Source organism: Paraburkholderia sp. BL21I4N1, assembly GCF_002973525.1.
Lineage (GTDB): Bacteria > Pseudomonadota > Gammaproteobacteria > Burkholderiales > Burkholderiaceae > Paraburkholderia.
Genome location: NZ_PVEN01000002.1, coordinates 204308 through 221430 on the forward strand (window position 1 = coordinate 204308; position 17123 = coordinate 221430).

The 17123-nt window shown below is 64.1% G+C and carries 16 protein-coding genes and 1 riboswitch; of the genes, 8 read left to right on the forward strand and 8 right to left on the reverse strand.

Annotation, left to right across the window (positions count from 1 at the left end):
- Window positions 1-81: 81 nt before the first annotated feature.
- Together B0G83_RS07255 and B0G83_RS07260 are read right to left on the reverse strand one after the other, a co-directional pair.
- Window positions 82-1326, reverse strand: a complete 1245-nt coding sequence (locus B0G83_RS07255) for a DUF3443 domain-containing protein (protein ID WP_105506772.1) — start codon at window positions 1324-1326, stop codon at window positions 82-84.
- A gap of 85 nt (window positions 1327-1411) precedes the next feature.
- Window positions 1412-1876: a DUF2844 domain-containing protein gene (locus tag B0G83_RS07260; RefSeq protein ID WP_105506773.1), complete on the reverse strand. Its 465-nt coding sequence runs from the start codon at window positions 1874-1876 to the stop codon at window positions 1412-1414.
- A 469-nt stretch (window positions 1877-2345) separates the two neighbouring features.
- On the opposite strand from B0G83_RS07260, the gene bamC reads away from it, so the two are divergent.
- Window positions 2346-3575: an outer membrane protein assembly factor BamC gene (gene bamC / locus B0G83_RS07265; RefSeq protein WP_105506774.1), complete on the forward strand. Its 1230-nt coding sequence runs from the start codon at window positions 2346-2348 to the stop codon at window positions 3573-3575.
- A 256-nt stretch (window positions 3576-3831) separates the two neighbouring features.
- On the forward strand, window positions 3832-3987 hold the full coding sequence (locus B0G83_RS38495) for a hypothetical protein (protein ID WP_181156739.1): 156 nt from the start codon (window positions 3832-3834) through the stop codon (window positions 3985-3987).
- Between the two features lie 499 nt (window positions 3988-4486).
- Here the strand turns inward: B0G83_RS38495 and B0G83_RS07270 are convergent, their stop codons facing one another.
- The 6 genes from B0G83_RS07270 to B0G83_RS07295 all read right to left on the reverse strand — a co-directional run bounded on the left by B0G83_RS07270 (window position 4487) and on the right by B0G83_RS07295 (window position 11714).
- Entirely contained in the window at window positions 4487-5413 is a 927-nt protein-coding gene (locus B0G83_RS07270) for a DMT family transporter (RefSeq protein ID WP_105507195.1), read from the reverse strand.
- A gap of 370 nt (window positions 5414-5783) precedes the next feature.
- Window positions 5784-7382 (reverse strand): L-lactate permease, encoded by a 1599-nt coding sequence (locus B0G83_RS07275; RefSeq protein WP_105507196.1) that lies wholly within the window; start codon window positions 7380-7382, stop codon window positions 5784-5786.
- A 390-nt stretch (window positions 7383-7772) separates the two neighbouring features.
- Window positions 7773-8300, reverse strand: a complete 528-nt coding sequence (locus B0G83_RS07280; protein WP_105506775.1) for a hypothetical protein — start codon at window positions 8298-8300, stop codon at window positions 7773-7775.
- Between the two features lie 193 nt (window positions 8301-8493).
- Window positions 8494-8706: a glycine zipper 2TM domain-containing protein gene (locus B0G83_RS07285; protein WP_105506776.1), complete on the reverse strand. Its 213-nt coding sequence runs from the start codon at window positions 8704-8706 to the stop codon at window positions 8494-8496.
- Window positions 8707-8995: 289 nt separating this feature from the next.
- Entirely contained in the window at window positions 8996-10927 is a 1932-nt protein-coding gene (gene thiC, locus B0G83_RS07290; RefSeq protein ID WP_105506777.1) for a phosphomethylpyrimidine synthase ThiC, read from the reverse strand.
- Window positions 10928-11021: 94 nt separating this feature from the next.
- Window positions 11022-11140: riboswitch (TPP riboswitch) on the reverse strand.
- 163 nt (window positions 11141-11303) lie between these two features.
- A complete protein-coding gene (locus B0G83_RS07295) occupies window positions 11304-11714 on the reverse strand; it encodes a GreA/GreB family elongation factor (protein ID WP_105506778.1) in 411 nt (136 codons plus the stop codon).
- Between the two features lie 554 nt (window positions 11715-12268).
- Between B0G83_RS07295 and B0G83_RS07300 the strand changes: the two genes are divergently transcribed.
- The 6 genes from B0G83_RS07300 (at window position 12269) to B0G83_RS07325 (ending at window position 17116) form a co-directional block, all read left to right on the forward strand.
- Window positions 12269-12715 (forward strand): hypothetical protein, encoded by a 447-nt coding sequence (locus B0G83_RS07300; protein ID WP_105506779.1) that lies wholly within the window; start codon window positions 12269-12271, stop codon window positions 12713-12715.
- A 206-nt stretch (window positions 12716-12921) separates the two neighbouring features.
- Window positions 12922-13767 (forward strand): thioredoxin family protein, encoded by an 846-nt coding sequence (locus tag B0G83_RS07305; RefSeq protein ID WP_105507197.1) that lies wholly within the window; start codon window positions 12922-12924, stop codon window positions 13765-13767.
- Between the two features lie 125 nt (window positions 13768-13892).
- Window positions 13893-14543 (forward strand): cytochrome b/b6 domain-containing protein, encoded by a 651-nt coding sequence (locus B0G83_RS07310; protein ID WP_105506780.1) that lies wholly within the window; start codon window positions 13893-13895, stop codon window positions 14541-14543.
- A gap of 66 nt (window positions 14544-14609) precedes the next feature.
- Window positions 14610-15401 carry a molybdopterin-dependent oxidoreductase gene (locus B0G83_RS07315; RefSeq protein WP_105506781.1) on the forward strand — a complete coding sequence of 264 codons (792 nt, stop codon included), beginning with the start codon at window positions 14610-14612 and terminating at the stop codon, window positions 15399-15401.
- A 156-nt stretch (window positions 15402-15557) separates the two neighbouring features.
- Window positions 15558-15806 (forward strand): pentapeptide MXKDX repeat protein, encoded by a 249-nt coding sequence (locus B0G83_RS07320; protein ID WP_105506782.1) that lies wholly within the window; start codon window positions 15558-15560, stop codon window positions 15804-15806.
- Window positions 15807-16183: 377 nt separating this feature from the next.
- On the forward strand, window positions 16184-17116 hold the full coding sequence (locus tag B0G83_RS07325) for an EamA family transporter (RefSeq protein ID WP_105506783.1): 933 nt from the start codon (window positions 16184-16186) through the stop codon (window positions 17114-17116).
- Window positions 17117-17123 lie beyond the last annotated feature (7 nt).

The following is a 17123-nucleotide window of genomic DNA, read 5'->3' on the forward strand; positions in this document are numbered from 1 at the left end:
ATGAATTCGGGAAGTTTCCGCGTCTGAAAGCGCGGTCTAGATGCCGTGTGTAGGGAGAATCTGTCAGAACAGCGGTCAGCTTTAGAACGCGTAATAAGGCCCCGGTCCCGCCGACGTCACGCGTGCCGAGATGGCGGTGTAGACACGTCGTCCGAAGAAGAACGGCAGGCCCCAGCCGAAGCTGCCGCCCGCCACGCCGGCCAGGTTGTCGAAAGCGTTGTTCCCCGACGCGAACAGCACGCGCGAATTGCCGATTTCGAACGACACCGGGTTCGACGTGCCGTTCGTGCCGGAAATCGCGGCGCTGGCGGCCTGCGTCGCGCTGGGGCAATACCAGAAGCCGCACTGCGGCAATTGCGTATTGCTGAAGAAAAGCCCGTTCGAGCCGCTGTCGATATAGCTTTGCGAATACGTTTGCCCCGCGCTCGTGGTGACCACGTAGCCGGTCTGCGAATTGGCCTTGATGACGCCGGCGCCGCCGAGTGTGTTGTTCGCCTGGGTATCGATGCCGAAGATCAGCGAGCCGGACACGTTGGCCGCGCCGTTGTCGGCAACGGCCGGCAGGTCGATCACGACGCCGTTGTTGTCTAGCGCGAAGCGGCTGACCGGGTTGGTCACCTGTTGCGCGAGCGCCTGCGTGCTCGCGATGCAGGCGCCGTTCGCGTCGCAACGGTAATACCAGCGCGGCAAGGCGGTGTTGACGCAGCCGGCGCCGCAGTCGGCCGCGAACAGGCCGACGCCGAGAATGCCGTTGGAGCGCAGGCTCGCGACAGTCAGCATGGCCGGTCCGGAGGCGGCGCAATCGGCGGGGACGGTCGGCGCCGCCGGGTCGGAGATCAGCTGGATCGGGATCGCCGCGGCCAGCTGGCCGGCCATGCGCACGTCCGCGCTGCGTACCGTGCCCCACGCGTAGCCGCCGCCGAACACCGCGCACTCGCCGGTGATGCCGTCGCCCGACGCGATCGCCGCGAGCGGGAGGTTCGCCGGCAGCGCCGACGCCAGAATCCGCAAACCGTGCGAGCCGGTATCGACCTGAACATTGTCGATGGTCGCGCAGTTGTCGGTGCCGGGCTGACAGACGGTGACGCTCGTCGTCAGCATGTTGCGCGTCAGGCCCGGCGCGGTGGTGACGGCGATCGGCTGGACGTTGGGAAGGGTCGATTGCGGCACCGACGTGCTGGCGGCTGGCGTGGCGGCGCTGGCCGGGGCGCTGGCGGAGCCGGTTTGGCCGGCGCTGGTTGACGTGCTGCCGCCGCCTCCGCCGCCGCAACCGGCGAGCGTGGCGGAAACGAGGACCAGCGTGAGCAAGGGGATAGACGGGGTCATGGTGCGAGCGGTCTCCGGCGCGTTGTTTTTTGTGAGTGCGGCTAGGGCGGATGCAGGGCGGGCGGATATCGCGCGCCGCCGTCCATTACCGAAAATCGTCGGCCGCGACGCCGGCGGGCAACGCCGACGGCAGCCACGCGCGTCCCACGTAGCCGCGCATCGGGCCGCCGGACTCCACCATCACATCCGGCCGGACCACGCGCGACGCATGCAGATTGCCGCTCGCCGCCGCCGCGGCTGCACCGCTGCGGTACGACGCCGCGTACGGCCCGAGCAGCGTCTGCAAGTCCGGCATGGTCGGGCCTTGCCACGCATAGGCGACGATCAGCCCGGTGCTGGTGGCGTACTCGTTGACGGTGGTCGCGCCGGCATCGGTCAGCGTGCGCAGGCGCAGCGCGCCGTTCAGCAGCGTGCGCGGCATGACGCCGGTCGAATCGGCGTCGAGCCGCATCGCGCCGCCCAATTCGGCGTGCGCGGGGGGATTCGCGCAAAAGAGGGAAATGGCCAGCGCCGAAACGATCAGGGCCTGACAGGCGCGCGTTTTTTGCATAGCAGTCGATCTCGCGATGGAAGCGCTCAAACTTTATTGAGACGTCCAATTCAAGATATCACTGAGGTTTCCTGATCTTCGACAGACGGGCGATTCGCTGGATCGAGCAATCTCAAAAACGACGTGCGAGCGGAACGCGAAAAGCCTTTGAGACAAGGATCTGACGCAGATGTGGGATAGGTCTGACAATGAATTGGGAAAGGTTGCGGATTGTTAAATATGCGGTATGAAAGCGGGCCGAAAACGGTCGCGGCCGAGCTTTTCCCGCGCCGGAAAACGCCTCGCGTGCGTCGTGACATCGCAGGATCTATCGCAGAAAAAACGGCCTGGCCCAATGGCTCGACCAAACCGCATCGGCTGCTTATTTCTGAGGCAAACCCCAGTTTTTGCACATGACTCGCCGGGATCGGTAAAATGTTGGGTTGATCCACGGAAACTTGCCGTGGCGTAGCGGAAGGATTCCCCGAACATGACTGATCTTCGTCTTACCAAGCGGTTTGCAGTAATGCTGATGGCATGCGGTCTGGTCGCCGGCTGCGGCACGTCGTCGCCGACCAAAATCGACTACAAGAGCGACTCGAAATCGAAGCAGGTGTCACTTGCCGTCCCGCCGAACATGATCGACGAGACGGCCGATCAGCGTTCGTTGCCTCCGCAAGGCGGCGAAACCTCGTTGTCCACGCTCAAGCAGGTTCAGGCGCAGGCTCCGTCGGCCAATACCACGGTGGTGGTGCCGCCGGTTACCGGCATGCACATCCAGCGCGACGGCACGGAAAGCTGGCTGGTCATCGACAACAAGACGCCTGACCAGGCCTGGGCGGCGATTCGCCGCTTCTGGCAGGAGCAGGGCTTCCTGCTGGTGGTCGACCAGCGCGACAAGGGCGTGATGGAAACCGACTGGAACGAAACCCACGCGCAAATCAACGACGGCCTGATCCGCAACACGCTGTCCAAAGCCATGGGCAACAGCTACGTGAGTTCGGAGCGCAACAAGTACCGCACGCGTCTCGAAACGTCGCCGAGCGGCGGCACGTATGTGTTCATCAGCCAGAAGGGGTTGCGTGAGGCGGTCACCGGTCCGAACAACGATTCGACCAAATGGGAAGCCAAGCCGAACGATCCGGGCCTCGAACAGGAATACCTGAAGCGCCTGATGGCGGCGTTGGCGCTGGCCGACTCGCGTAAATCGGGTGACACGCAAAGCGCGGATCTGTCGCCGGCCGGCGCGCAAACCGCGCCGAACGCCGCCACCGCGGGCGCCAAATCGGCGGCAGCGGCCACCGCGGCGCAAAACGTCGCGCTGTCGGCGCAGCAGCCCATGCCGGACGCGGACTCGGCGAACACGCAGGCGCAGTTCTCGTCGACCGAGCTCACGCTGGGCGAGCCGTACGACCGCGCGTGGTTGCGCGTGGGCCTCGCGCTCGACCGTAGCAACTTCACCGTCGACGACCGCGATCTGACCCGTGGCCTGTACTTCGTGCGCTACGTCGATCCGAAGGATCTGACGTCGGCGGAGCAGGGCTTCTGGAGCCAGGTTTTCCACGGCAAGAAGGAAAAAGTTGCCAAGCAGTATCTGGTCAACGTGCGCGCCGTGACGCCTAACCAGACCCGCGTCGCCGTGGTCAACGACAAGGGCGATGTCGATCAGAGCCCGCAGGCCAAGCAGATCATGAGTCTGATGGTCGACCAGTTGCACTGAGCGAAACCGCCGGGCCTGCCGCAAACGGCGGTAAGGCGCGGTAAGTCGTCAGTCACGGCAGGTGGTCCAGCTGTCCAAAAGCCCGTCCGGGGTTCATCCCGGACGGGCTTTTTTTCGCCCGCGAGTTTGACCGCGCACTGCCACCTGGCAGGCGAATCCGAACCCGACTATCGGCCGGACGCTGACTCTACAGACGAGCACGTGTTTTGCTTGACTCCGACGACCGGGATAACCCGGCAATCAACCGGAGTTGGCCATGTTCGACGTGATTCCGTACTGGATGTGGGCGGCGAGCTTGCTCGTCCTGGCGCTTGTGTGCGGCGCGGCGTTGAGCCCGCGAGAATCGCGGCCGCCGACGGGGCTGCGTTTGCGGCACAGCGTGGCGCAACGGCCGAAGTGGCCCACCCATTGAGCGCCGCCTTGCCGGCCGCGGCGTATGAATCGAACGTATGCGGCCGCGCTGTGCGGCCGCGTGTAACGTGACGTTACCCCGGTGACGTAACTGTCTAAGCCCGCTCCACCGCCTCCCTCCGCCGCACCGTCTCGCAATAAATTCTAATAAGAATCAAACGCTTGCGAGATTTCTCCGTTGACTTTCAATAACTGGCACACAAGCTGCTTTTATAGACTCATGGGGCCGGATTGGTTAAGCCGACAGGGTTTTCCAGGCAAGTGTTCCAGACGATTCCAGCATCGGACGATGAACCGGTGCTGCGCCCGATGATGGCCTGCGCGCAACGCGCGCGGCCTCGGTGGCCCCGTCGCCTATCCTCGTAGGGCGACGGTTTCGCCCGCACTCCGAAAGAGTGCGGGCTATTTTTTTGCCGACGCGCAATGCGTGGCCAATCAAAACGCAAACACCGCAACATGCGACGCGCGTCGAACAGGGTCCGAGCCCGGTCAGGCTCAGCTCAGGTGTCGGCGCGCCGCGGGCCGACCCCGGGTAGCCGCTTGATGACACCAGTGGCGAGCGCGGTGCCGACCAGAATCACGCCGCAGCCTTCCAGCATGCCGGGCGACACGCTTTCGCCGAGAAACAGCGCACCCCACAAAATGCCGAAAATCGGAATCACGAAGGTCACGGTGATAGCGCGCGCCGGTCCGGCCACCGCGATCAGATGGAAGAACAACATATACGCGACGCCGGTGCACGCCACCCCCAGCGCGATCACCGCGCCCCACGCATGCGGTGAGATCGGCGCGGCCGGCCAGTAGATCACCGCGAGCGGCAGCAGCACGATGGTGGCGCCTGTCATCGTGCCGGCGGCGACGGTGAGCGCATCGACGCCGGTCAGGTGGCGCTTGGTGTAATTGGCGGCGATGCCGTACAGCAGCGTGGCGCCGAGCGCCGCGCCGGCCGCCAGCGCGGTGGTCAATGGCGTGGCCGCCGAACTGCCCGGCGCTGCGATCTGGTCCCACACCAGCATCAACACGCCGAGGAAGCCGACCACGAGACCGAGCGTGCGCATTCCGCTCAGCCGGTCGCGCAGCCAGACGAACGCGACCAGCGCGCCCCACAGCGGCGTGCTCGCATTGATCACCGACGTGACGCCGGCCGACAGCGTCAGCTCGGCATAGGCGAACAGGCAGAAGGGCGCCGCCGAATTCAGAATGCCGACCACCAGCAGCGGAAAGGCGCGCGTGCGCAGGATCGTGACCGATTGCCGCAACGGCCGGCGAGCGATCAGCACGATGATAAGGAAGGCCGCGCCGATGCCGACACGCAGCGCCATTAACGGCGCGACGCCGAAATCGGTCACGCCGACGCGGATAAACAGAAAGGACGCGCCCCATAAGGCAGCGAGAATCAGTAACTGGAGGAGGTTTTTAGCTTTCATCGAAGGGGCGCCGCGCGCGGTTGAGTCGAGACGCCAGCGCATCGTAGCAGCGCGATCGCGCGAAACGTTTCAGCCTGGAATGAAACGGCAAGATGCGGGAGAGTGGGGGCGTCGGATAAAGGGGATCGTAAGCGCTGGCGCGGCGTATGCAAAACGAGCAATTCTCACGCTGATGTGAGAAAAATTACGATGAGGTGGTTGTGCGGTTGGAGCCGTGCCAGTCGGGGCCGAGCGCGTGTGGCGAGATCGTGAATTATTTTGCGGTAGCGTGGCGTTTCGGAAGTACGGGAATACGGAAGTACGGAATCACGGAAGTTGACCGCCGCGGAGGCAACGGCTGAGGCAACGGCCAACTTCCCTCGCCATCTTCCTAGTGCGGAATCATCCCCTGCAACACGTTCTGCTGCAGCCACACCAGCACCCCGAGCAGCACCGTCAGCAGAATCGAATGCTTGAAGGTCCGGGCGAACACCACGCCTTCCTTACCTTTGAGTTCGGTGGTCGCCACGCCGGTCGAGATGTTTTGCGGCGAAATCATTTTGCCCATCACACCGCCCGACGAATTGGTCGCCGCCATCAGGATCGGATTCAGATTCAACTGATGCGCCGCCACCACCTGCAGGTTGCCGAACAGCGCATTGCCCGACGTATCGCTACCGGACAGAAACACCGCGACCCAGCCGAGGAACGCCGACACCAGCGGAAAGAACGGCCCGACCGACGCCGCGCCCAGACCGAGCGTGTAGGTCAAGCCCGAGTAGTTCATCAGATACGCGAGTCCGACGATGGTCGCCACCGTCAGGATGGCGATACGCGTTTGCACCCAGGTATCGGCGATCGCCTTGCCGAACTCGCTCGCGCTCAGTCCGACCACGAACGCCGTGATAATCGCCGCGACCAGAATGGCCGTGCCGGTGGCGAGCGGCTGGAAGTCCCACACGGCGCTATACGGCGTGTTGTACAGCGTGATGAAGACGGCCTTGTCGAGTCCGGGCCACGGCACCTTGACGTCACCGATCAGGAAGATCTTCGCGATGGTCCAGATAATGACCACGACCGACACGATGATCCACGGATACCAGCCCTGGCCGCCGCCGATCTTGCCGCGCACCTCGCCGACCCGGTCGATGTTGATCGCGAACTTCGGATCCGCCGCCGGCCGCCAGACGCGCAGGAACGCGATGGTCAGGATCAGCGACACCATCGACGACAACACGTCGGTCAGGCTGTAGTTCACGTAGTTCGACGCGACGAACTGGGTCAGTGCGAAGCTCGCGCCCGACACCAGCAGCACCGGCCACACGCGCAGCATGTTGCGAAAACCGGCGTACACGCCGATCACATAGAAGGGCAGCAGGAACGCGAAGAACGGCAGCTGGCGGCCGACCATCTTGGCGAGCGAATCGGCCGGCAGGTGCGTGACCGCGCCGAGCACGGTGATCGGCACCCCCAGCGCGCCGAACGCGACCGGCGCGGTGTTGAAGATCAGCGTGAAGGTGAGTGCTTCGAGCGTCGGAAAGCCGAGCAGGATCAGCAGCGAACTGGTAATCGCGACCGGCGTGCCGAAGCCGGAAATCCCTTCGAGCAGCGCACCGAACGAGAAGCCGATCACCACCAGCACGACGCGCCGGTCGTTCGGCAGATTGTCGATCATCCACATGCGGAAAGCCGCGAAGCGCCCCGAGCGCTGCGAGATGTTGTACAGCAGGATCGCCGTGAACACGATCCACATGACCGGCCAGCAGGCGAACACGACGCCGTTGGCGACCGAATCGAACGCGAGTCCCAGCGGAAATTGCCAGAAGAAGATCGCCACGATCAGGCCGACGATCAACCCCGCGAGCGATGCCTGCCAGGCCGGCCGCCGGGCCCAGCCGAGCAGGAGCAGCACCACGATGATGGGCAGCGCGGCGACCAGGAACGAGAGCGGCAGTGAGTTGCCGACCGGAGTGAGTAGTTGATGAAACATCGCGTCTCCTTCGTTGTTGTTCGGACTCGACGCGGGACCACGCACTACGGGGCGCGTCGTTAGGACGGATGGGCGCCGGCGGCAATGGTGTGGTCGGCCGGGGCGCTTATTTAAACGGGTACTGCGTGCGGTTCTACAGAAGCATAGAACTCGGCTGGGGCAGGTCAAGAGGGGAAACTACGGGCGCGAGATGAAGGCGGGCAGCGGGGCGCGTCGCCCGACGGATGGGTGACGCGCTGCGCATCAAGTAATGCCTGGCGGCGTTTCAGACGGCCACAGGCCACGCAAGGGTCTCTAATGGCAAGTTGAAGAACTGAGCCTGCGACCTGGGCACGCGGGAGACACGTAGGCAAGCGGCCCAAGCAGCGAAAAGCGCCGAAACCGGCACGCTCAGTGCCAGTGGCCGTGCCCGCCCCAGCCGCCATGACCACCCCAATAGCCGCGGAAACCGAAGCCGATGGATACCGACGGCCCATACCAGCCCGGATAGCCGCCGTAATAGGCCGGGTAGGCGGGATAGACCGGCGGCGGATAGTAGGCGGGATAAGCCGGCGCAACATAGACCGGTGGTGGCGGAACCACCGCGGTCGCGTAGGTGGCCGGTGGCACTTGCTGGGCCGAGCGCGCCTGCGACTGGGCCTGTTGTGCTTGCAATTGCTGCTGTTGCTGTATCGCGGCCGGATCGTTTTGCGCCACGCCCAGATCCTGCTGGGTAGCGCCGGCGGGGACCGTGGCGTAGTACGGCGAGTAAGCGCCCGGATAATAGCCGTACGGGTAATAGCAACCGGACAATGTGAGCACGCAGACCGCGCCGCCGAGGGCGAAGCCGGTTCGCGAAAAACGGGTTAAGCGACGATAAAAGCCGCGCGGCAGCTGCGGGCCGAGCGCACGGAACGGATTGACGACGCGGGACTTCATGACGCGCTCCTGGTTATATCGAACGCCGGCCGGCGGCGTCATGCCATGAGCTTACGCCGCGACGATGCGCGCAGGATTGCAAAACCGTAACGGCTTATTTCAGGTCATTGCAACGCATCGACGAGGCGGCCGACCGGATCTCATCCATCCCGGCCAGCCGCTCGCCACCCGCTCGCCACCGTTATTTGCACCGTTACTTGCCCACCTGGTTACCGATGATGCCGCCCGCCGCCGCACCGCCCACCGTCGACAGCGCATTGCCGCCGATCGCCGCGCCCGCCGCGCCGCCCAAGCCAGCACCGATGGCCGTATCGCGGCCCTGCCGGCTCATGTCGCCACAGGCGGATAGGCTCGCCACCACGGCGACGAGCGTGGCGAGCGCGGTGATTTGTCGGATCGATTTCATGATGCTGACTCCCGTGGAAGTGAGTTATTCGAAGTGGATGGAACAGTGGACACCCATGACGGAAATGACCATCCCTGCATTTGATGGTAGAGCCGCAGCCCGTATCAAGATGTGTGAGCTTGTGAGCGGGCTGTCGGTTTCGTAATCAAATGTTTCCCTTCTGTCAGCATGCGGCGTGCCTGATGTCGAGCACCAAAAAAGCCCGCGCAATGGCGGGCTTCGGTATTGCAATGCAAGGTCGTGCGCGTGAGGGCGGGGCAATCGCACCGCCCACTCAACGCCTCAACCGTTATTGACGCTGATAAATTTCCGCGCCTTTCTTCATGAACTCGATCGACTTCACTTCCATGCCTTTCTTCAGCGCTTCGTCGTCGGTGACGCCTTGTTGCGCGGCGAATTCGCGAACGTCCTGCGTGATCTTCATCGAGCAGAAGTGCGGACCGCACATCGAACAGAAATGCGCGACCTTCGCCGAATCCTTCGGCAGCGTTTCGTCGTGGAATTCGCGCGCCTTGTCCGGGTCGAGACCGAGGTTGAACTGGTCTTCCCAACGGAATTCGAAGCGTGCTTTCGAGAGCGCGTTGTCACGCACCTGCGCGCCCGGATGGCCCTTCGCCAGATCGGCGGCGTGCGCGGCGAGCTTGTAGGTGATGATGCCGGTCTTGACGTCGTCCTTGTTCGGCAAGCCGAGGTGTTCCTTCGGCGTGACGTAGCACAGCATCGCCGTGCCGAACCAGCCGATCATCGCCGCGCCGATACCCGACGTGATGTGATCGTAGCCCGGCGCGATGTCGGTAGTGAGCGGTCCCAGCGTGTAGAACGGCGCTTCGTCGCACCATTCCAGCTGCAGGTCCATGTTCTCCTTGATCAACTGCATCGGCACGTGGCCGGGGCCTTCGATCATGGTTTGCACGTCGTGCTTCCACGCGATCTGCGTGAGTTCGCCGAGGGTCTTCAATTCGCCGAGTTGGGCTTCGTCGTTGGCGTCGTAAATCGAGCCCGGACGCAGGCCGTCGCCGAGCGAGAAGGCCACGTCATAGGCCTTCATGATTTCGCAGATATCTTCGAAATGCTCGTACAGGAAGCTTTCCTTGTGATGCGCGAGGCACCACTTCGCCATGATCGAGCCGCCGCGCGACACGATCCCGGTCATGCGTTTAGCGGTGAGCGGCACGTATTGCAGACGCACACCCGCGTGAATCGTGAAGTAGTCGACGCCTTGCTCGGCCTGTTCGATCAGCGTGTCGCGGAAGATTTCCCAGGTCAGGTCTTCGGCCTTGCCGTTGACCTTTTCCAGTGCCTGATAGATCGGCACCGTGCCGATCGGCACCGGCGAATTGCGGATGATCCACTCGCGCGTTTCGTGAATGTGCTTACCGGTGGACAGATCCATGACCGTGTCGCCGCCCCAGCGGATCGCCCACGTCATCTTGTCGACTTCTTCGCCGATCGACGACGTCACCGCCGAATTGCCGATGTTCGCATTCACCTTCACGAGGAAGTTGCGGCCGATAATCATCGGCTCGCTTTCCGGGTGATTGATGTTGTTCGGAATGATCGCGCGGCCGCGGGCGATTTCCTCACGCACGAATTCCGGCGTGATCGCGGTGAGGCCGTTCGGACCGAACGCGCTGGCGCCGAACGCCTGGCCCGGATGCTGGCGGCCCATCATCGCGGCGAGCTTTTCACCGTTCGGGCCGCTCGTCTTCAGGCTTTCCAGATATTCCGCGCGGCGCTGGTTCTCGCGAATCGCGATGTATTCCATTTCCGGCGTGATGATGCCCTTGCGTGCGTAGTGCATCTGCGACACGTTCTGGCCGGCGATCGCGCGGCGCGGCGTGCGGTGCAGGCCCTTGAAACGGAGGTCGGCGGTGGCGGTGTCGGCGGCGCGTTCGCGGCTGAAGTCGCTCGACAGACCCGTCAGCGCTTCGGTGTCGCCGCGCTCCTCGATCCACGCCTGACGCAGCGCGGGCAGACCGGCGCGAATGTCGATTTTGGCATCCGGATCGGAGTAGGGGCCCGACGTATCGTAGACATAGACCGGCGGATTTTTTTCGCCGCCGAAGCTGTCCGGCGTGTCCGCTTGCGAGATCTCGCGCATCGGCACGCGGATGTCGGCACGCGAACCGGTCACGTAGACCTTGCGGGAATTCGGCAGCGGCGCGACAGCGGCTTCGTCGACGTGCGCGTCGGCGGAAAGGAATTTCGGGTTGGCGTTCATGCGTTATCTCCTGAGCCAATAGCAATGTGGGGCGGCTAAGCAGGAGACGAGACGGAAGAAGTCGGAAATCGCGAGAGATGAAACGGTAGACCGGGAGCGAAATCCGTACGCTTCCCTGCGCTGGCATTATCCAGATCAGGTTCAAAGGGTATTTCTCACCCACGCAGCACGGACCCCCAACCTCCGTGCGACGCAGGACCCCCGCGTTAGCAGCGCACACGATACACCGGCCGGCCGCTGCTTGGCAACCCATCTTGAAAACTCGGATACCGGGTATCACGGCGGGTATCACTGTCGCCGGGCGCGACCTATTCTTCTAGAGATAGGCCCGGCAGACATGCTGCGACGCAACGATTCACGGCGCCGCGCGGTGGGTTCACCGCGTGAAGTCGTCGGCGGCTTCGGGTTGAAACAGGATCTTCTCGAGCTTCAGCACTTTCTCGGCGCCGCTCGGCGGCGTGAAGCGGATTTTCTCGCCGCGCCTGGCGCCGAGCAGCGCGAGACCGAGCGGCGAGAACACGTTCAGACGGCCGCTTGCGAACTCGGCCTCTGGGGGATAGACGAGGGTCCACGTCATGTGCTCGCCGCTGGTTTCGTCGACGAGGATAGCCTGCGAATTCATCGTGACGATGTTCGCGGGAATCTCGCGCGAGTCGACGATCGCGGCGCGTTCGAGAACCTGGTCGAGCATGTCTTGCAGCCGGGCGTCGGCGCCGGGCGCGGCCGCGTGCTTCTCGAGACGGGCGACGTCGAGTTCGGTGAGGTAACAGGTTTTCGTCTTCTTCACGACGGGGACTCCAGTGCGATCTGCGGGTGAGGGAACAGCATGCGGAGGCGATCGGCCCGGAACCCCACTACGCGGCTCGGGCAAGGAGCGGGCTGCGTCAGATCGGGCGCCGGGCGGCGGAGAGCGGGAGAAGTTGGGGAAGCTTTCGCGGAAGCATTCGGGCCGGCTCACCGCCGCGCAGCCGGGTGAATTCCTTGCGCGCGCAACCGGTTGCGCGGCAGGGGCGCAAGCGGGTGTGGGCAGGAAAAGTCGGGAAGCGCATGGGGTTGACCGGCAAGGTTCGGAATCGAATCGGTTCGGCGCCGCGAGAGCATCGATCGCGGCGCAATTGAAAGGAGAATGTTAGCACGGCATCCTGAGTCTCTTCGTTCGACGCCACGCCGAGCCGTCTGCGTGGCGCCGGTTCGGCTTCGTATGCGTGTGTCATTCAAGGCCGCGCATGCCGGTGCCGTTAACGCGCCTGTCAGACGGGCCGTACTCCAGCGTAACGATGTCGCGCTGCGCGGCCCGCCGATGACGCGATGCGATTCGAGGCGGCTTAAGGAGAGAGGCTGATGAAAACGGCAACTGGGCGGTTTGTGGCGCTCGGCACGGCGGCCACGCTGGCGCTGATGACGGCGCCGCTAGCGGCGTCGGCGTCGGAAGGCGGAACGATCACGTTTTCCGGCGCGATCGTGGCGCCGCAACTGGAAGTGTCGGCGGCACCCGGCGCGCGGGTCGGCACCATGGGCGCCTTGCAAGGACTGCAAGGTTCCGCGGTGACGCTGACGTTCAGTGGGCCGCCAGGGGTGACCGCAGGTGCCGATGTCGCGTTGCAGGTGAACGGCGGCGCGAGTTCGGGCGACAGCATGGTGACGCGCTTTGTCGAACGTGGCGGGCGGCTTGCCCCGGCGACGCGCGACGGTCACTACAAGGTCGGCCGTGACGGCGGCGTGATGTCGTTGTCGCCGAAAAACGCCACGCCGGACACGCGCGTGACGGTAGTGATGAGTTACGACTGAGCCGCTCGCGCTGAGCGGGCAGGTCGGTGGAAATAAATTTGGAACGGCCTGTCATAAGCGGCCGGGCGGTTCGACAAACGTGCAGATCCTGATGGGAGCACGTCATGCAAACCGCCCGTACCCGCCGCGCCGGCTATCGGCCATTAACGCAGTCGATGGCGCAACGGCTCGCTCGACCGCTGATGCGGCCGTTCGTGTGGCTGTGCATGCAGCCGCAAACGCCGCCGACCACGCGTCCTTCGTTCCGCCTTTTCACGCGAGCCATCGCTTGCGTCGCCGCGGTCAGTCTGCTTGCCGCCAGCGGCCTCGCCAACGCGGCGGCCGCCGTCTGCAGCGCCCACAGTCCGGCGCATCGCGTGGCGCTGGTCGAGCTTTACAGCAGCGAAGGCTGCAATAGCTGCCCGCCCGCCGACAACTGGCTGAGCCAATGGAAAAACAGTGGCGCGACGCAAGGCATCGTGCCGCTCGCGTTGCATGTGGACTACTGGAACAGCCTCGGCTGGACCGACCGTTTCTCGCAACATCGCTTCACCGAACGCCAGCAGACGCTGACCGATCTGGCCGGCGGCCACACCATCTATACACCGGAAATCTTCGTGTCGGGCCGCGAGCTGCGTAGCTGGTCGCAACGCGACAGTTTCGACAGCCGCATCGGCAAGGTCGTCGCCGAACCGGCGCAGGCGAACGTCGCGCTCGAACTGAATCCGCAGGCGCCTGGCGCGTTCAATGTCACCGCGCAATTCACCAGCAAGGCCACGGACGCCGCCGGACAACTCAACGCGTACGTCGCCGTGTATGAAAACGCGCTGAGCTCGCACGTCGGCGCGGGTGAAAACAGCGGCGCCACCTTGCATCACGAACGTGTGGTGCGGCAATGGATCGGGCCGGTGCCGCTGGTCGGCGGCAATGCGCGGATTCACCGCGACGTTCGCGTCGACGCAAGCGGCGCCGATGCCGGCGGCAGCGCCGATCGCTTCGGCGTGGTCGCGTTCGTCGAAAACGACGCAACCGGCGACGTGCTGCAAGTGGCCGAGCTGGCCGCCTGCCAGTGAGCCGGCGATCCGGCCGTTCACAACCACGACTTGGCAAAGGATCAGGGTAAGCGTTATGGGACCAGGGGCAGCGCGATGGCGTTAACTCTGGAAGACACGCCCACTCTGTTCGACAGGAGATTTTCATGGCAACCCCTCATGCACTGCGCGATCGCGACCCACAGCTCGCGCCGCCCGCCGTGCCGCAGCCCGGCACGATTCATCCGCTATGGGTGCGCGTTACGCATTGGCTCAACGCGCTCGCGGCGATCCTGATGATGCTGTCGGGCTGGCGCATTTACGACGCGTCGCCGATCTTCCCGGCGTTTCGCTTCCCGACCGACATCACACTCGGCGGCTGGCTCGGCGGCGCGCTGCAATGGCATTTCGCGGCGATGTGGCTGCTGGTTTTCAACGGGCTGCTGTATCTCGCGCTGAACCTGGCGAGCGGGCGTTTCGTGCGCAAATTCCTGCCGGTGTCGCCGCGCGCGGTGCTGCACGACTTCATCGCGGCGCTGACCGGCAAGCTTTCGCACGCCGATCTGCGCGTCTACAACGCGGTGCAGAAATTCGCCTACCTGTTCGTGGTCTGCGATCTGATCGCGCTGGTGTTGTCGGGCCTCGCAATCTGGAAATCGGTGCAATTTCCGCTGCTGCGCGAACTGATGGGCGGCTATGACAACGCCCGCATCGTGCACTTCTGCGCGATGTCGCTGATGGCGGCCTTCATTGCCGTGCATCTGGCGATGGTGGCGCTCGTGCCGCGCTCGCTGCTGGCCATGTTGCGCGGGCGTTGAGTCTCCACTTAGCCGCCGCTTAGTCGCCACCGAGTCGCCGCAACCGAAAGTTATGGATATCGAATCATGAACAAGCCCATTCGAAAACCCTCGCAGCAAGCTGCGCACTCGCTCGATCGCGAATCGATCCTGATCGACGCCCGGCGCGAACTCACCATGCCGTCGCGTCGCCTGTTCGGCAAGCGTCTGCTGACGCTCGGCGGCCTGTCGATGCTGACCGGCTGCTCGCTCACCGACAACGACTCGGTCAATAAATTTCTGACCGCCGTGTCGCGCCTGAACGACCGTGCGCAGGCCGCGCTGTTCGATCCGAAGCAGCTCGCGCCGACCTACACCGAAGCGCAAATCACGCGACCGTTCCCGTTCAACGCGTTCTACGGCATCGATGACGTGCCCGAAGTGGATGGCGCCGATTATCAATTGAAGATCGGCGGCCTCGTCAACGGCCAGCGCGCGTGGAGCTTGCCCGAGTTATACGCATTGCCGCACGCCGAGCAGATCACGCGACACATCTGCGTGGAAGGGTGGAGTGCGATCGGCCGCTGGGGCGGCACGCCGTTCGGCGATTTTCTCCGACGCATCGGCGCGGACACCAGCGCGAAATACGTCGGCTTCAGATGCGCGGACGACTACTACGAAAGCATCGACATGCCGACCGCGCTGCATCCGCAAACGCTGCTGACGTTCGACTACGACGGCGAACGTCTGCCCGCGAAATACGGCTTCCCGATGAAGCTGCGCATGCCGACCAAGCTCGGCTACAAGAATCCGAAGCACATCGTCGAGATGTTCGTCACCAACACGTTCCCTGGCGGCTATTGGGTCGACCAGGGCTACAACTGGTTCGGAGGCTCCTGACGCACGCGGGTCGCGCGATGAGCCGGCATTGACGCCTGGCCCTTCACGCACCCCCGGGCGGCAGAAGCTTCGGAAATACGCCGGCGATCAGGCGATCTGTGCATCGAATCACCCGATCAGCCGGTTTTGAAATATCCACAACAACGGAGTTATCCCATGAAAAAGTTCGCAATCGCAGCAGTGGCCGTCGCTCTTCTGACCAGCGGCGGCGCCGCGTTCGCGCAAGCCAGCGGCGCGATGTCCAACGACGCCATGTCGAAAGACACGATGTCGAAGGACTCCATGTCCAAAGACACCATGTCGAAAGACAGCATGAAGAAGAACACGATGAAACACGACAAGATGAAGAAGAGCGGCGACGCGATGGGCATGAAGCACGAAGCATCGGGCGCCATGGCCAACTGACGCACGCCGTCGATGCCGCTCGCATAGCGTGAACGCGGCGGCGCCGATGGGTGCTAAAAACGGTGTCAAAGCCGGGGAGAAATCCCCGGCTTTTTTTGTTGCAAGTACGCTAAAAAGTTACGATTCTTTCGACTGACGCGGTGGGCGCTTACTGCATAATGCGATGCGCGCCGAGCATTTGGCGCGTGTTCGCCGCGAATCGACCTCTTTCGAATGCCGCGGCGTTGTGGCCCTTTGGCCATTTATCGTCCTTCCGTTCCACCACATGTCCGCCAGCCTCGCCCGTCCGACCGCATCGCCGATGCGGTGTCCGCCATCCCGCCACCGGGCCTTCCGCGGGAACGCGGGATCGTTAGCGGCAGGGGCGGGTTGAACGCATGTCGCCGCCACTCCTCAATCGCTTTCCGCGCAGTTTTCCCATCCGTTTGCCGCAGTCGCGCAACGGCCAGATCGCGCTGGCGCTCGGCGTCGTTTATCTCGTGTGGGGCTCGACCTATCTGGCCGTGCACGTCGCGCTTGGCTCGTTTCCGCCGCTGCTGCTGTCGGGCATGCGCAACCTGTTCGCCGGCATCGGCCTGTTCATCTTCGCGGTGCGTCGCAAGCCGGCCTGGCCGAGCATGGCCGAAATCCGCAATGCCGGGCTGGTCGGCACGATGCTGGTCGGCTTGTCGAGCGGCATGCTGGCGTTCGGCATGCGTACCGTCGGCACCGGCACCGCCGCCGTGATGGTGGCCACCGTGCCGCTGTTCGCCACGGTGATCGCGGCGGTGGCGGGGCGCAAGATCGGCCGGGGCGAGTGGTTCGCGGTGGGGTTGGGGCTCGTCGGCATCGCGATTCTTAGTCACGGCGACAGCTCGCCCGGGTCGGCGGGCGGCAGTCTGGCGATTCTGTGCGGCGCGCTGTTCTGGGCCGGCGGCGCGCATCTGGCCGGGCGTCTGAAACTGCCGTCGGACCTGTTTCTGTCGACCTCGCTGCAGATCGGCCTGGGCGGCGCGATGTCGAGCATGGTCGCGTGGGTCTCCGGCGAGCGGATGCTCGAAGTGCATTTTCTGCCGGTGCTGGCGTTTGTCTACCTGATGCTGATCGGCACGATGGCCGCGTACGTCGCGTATGGCTTCCTGATCCGGCACACCAGTCCGATCATCGCCAGCAGCTGTATGTACGTGAATCCGGTAGTCGCGGTAGCGCTCGGCGCGCTGTTGCTCGGCGAGCCGGTCACGCGGTCCACCGTGATCGCGACCGTGGTGATTCTGGCGAGCGTGGGGCTGTCGTTCTGGTTCGATTACCGCAAGAAGGGCCTTGCTGCCTGATGCGTGC

Bases quoted from the DNA above. Each gene is read 5' to 3' on its own strand.
- B0G83_RS07255 (WP_105506772.1), bottom strand. From the start codon at position 1,326: ATGACCCCGTCTATCCCCTTGCTCACGCTGGTCCTCGTTTCCGCCACG.
- B0G83_RS07260 (WP_105506773.1), bottom strand. From the start codon at position 1,876: ATGCAAAAAACGCGCGCCTGTCAGGCCCTGATCGTTTCGGCGCTGGCC.
- bamC (WP_105506774.1), top strand. From the start codon at position 2,346: ATGACTGATCTTCGTCTTACCAAGCGGTTTGCAGTAATGCTGATGGCA.
- B0G83_RS38495 (WP_181156739.1), top strand. From the start codon at position 3,832: ATGTTCGACGTGATTCCGTACTGGATGTGGGCGGCGAGCTTGCTCGTC.
- B0G83_RS07270 (WP_105507195.1), bottom strand. From the start codon at position 5,413: ATGAAAGCTAAAAACCTCCTCCAGTTACTGATTCTCGCTGCCTTATGG.
- B0G83_RS07275 (WP_105507196.1), bottom strand. From the start codon at position 7,382: ATGTTTCATCAACTACTCACTCCGGTCGGCAACTCACTGCCGCTCTCG.
- B0G83_RS07280 (WP_105506775.1), bottom strand. From the start codon at position 8,300: ATGAAGTCCCGCGTCGTCAATCCGTTCCGTGCGCTCGGCCCGCAGCTG.
- B0G83_RS07285 (WP_105506776.1), bottom strand. From the start codon at position 8,706: ATGAAATCGATCCGACAAATCACCGCGCTCGCCACGCTCGTCGCCGTG.
- thiC (WP_105506777.1), bottom strand. From the start codon at position 10,927: ATGAACGCCAACCCGAAATTCCTTTCCGCCGACGCGCACGTCGACGAA.
- B0G83_RS07300 (WP_105506779.1), top strand. From the start codon at position 12,269: ATGAAAACGGCAACTGGGCGGTTTGTGGCGCTCGGCACGGCGGCCACG.
- B0G83_RS07305 (WP_105507197.1), top strand. From the start codon at position 12,922: ATGCAGCCGCAAACGCCGCCGACCACGCGTCCTTCGTTCCGCCTTTTC.
- B0G83_RS07310 (WP_105506780.1), top strand. From the start codon at position 13,893: ATGGCAACCCCTCATGCACTGCGCGATCGCGACCCACAGCTCGCGCCG.
- B0G83_RS07315 (WP_105506781.1), top strand. From the start codon at position 14,610: ATGAACAAGCCCATTCGAAAACCCTCGCAGCAAGCTGCGCACTCGCTC.
- B0G83_RS07320 (WP_105506782.1), top strand. From the start codon at position 15,558: ATGAAAAAGTTCGCAATCGCAGCAGTGGCCGTCGCTCTTCTGACCAGC.
- B0G83_RS07325 (WP_105506783.1), top strand. From the start codon at position 16,184: ATGTCGCCGCCACTCCTCAATCGCTTTCCGCGCAGTTTTCCCATCCGT.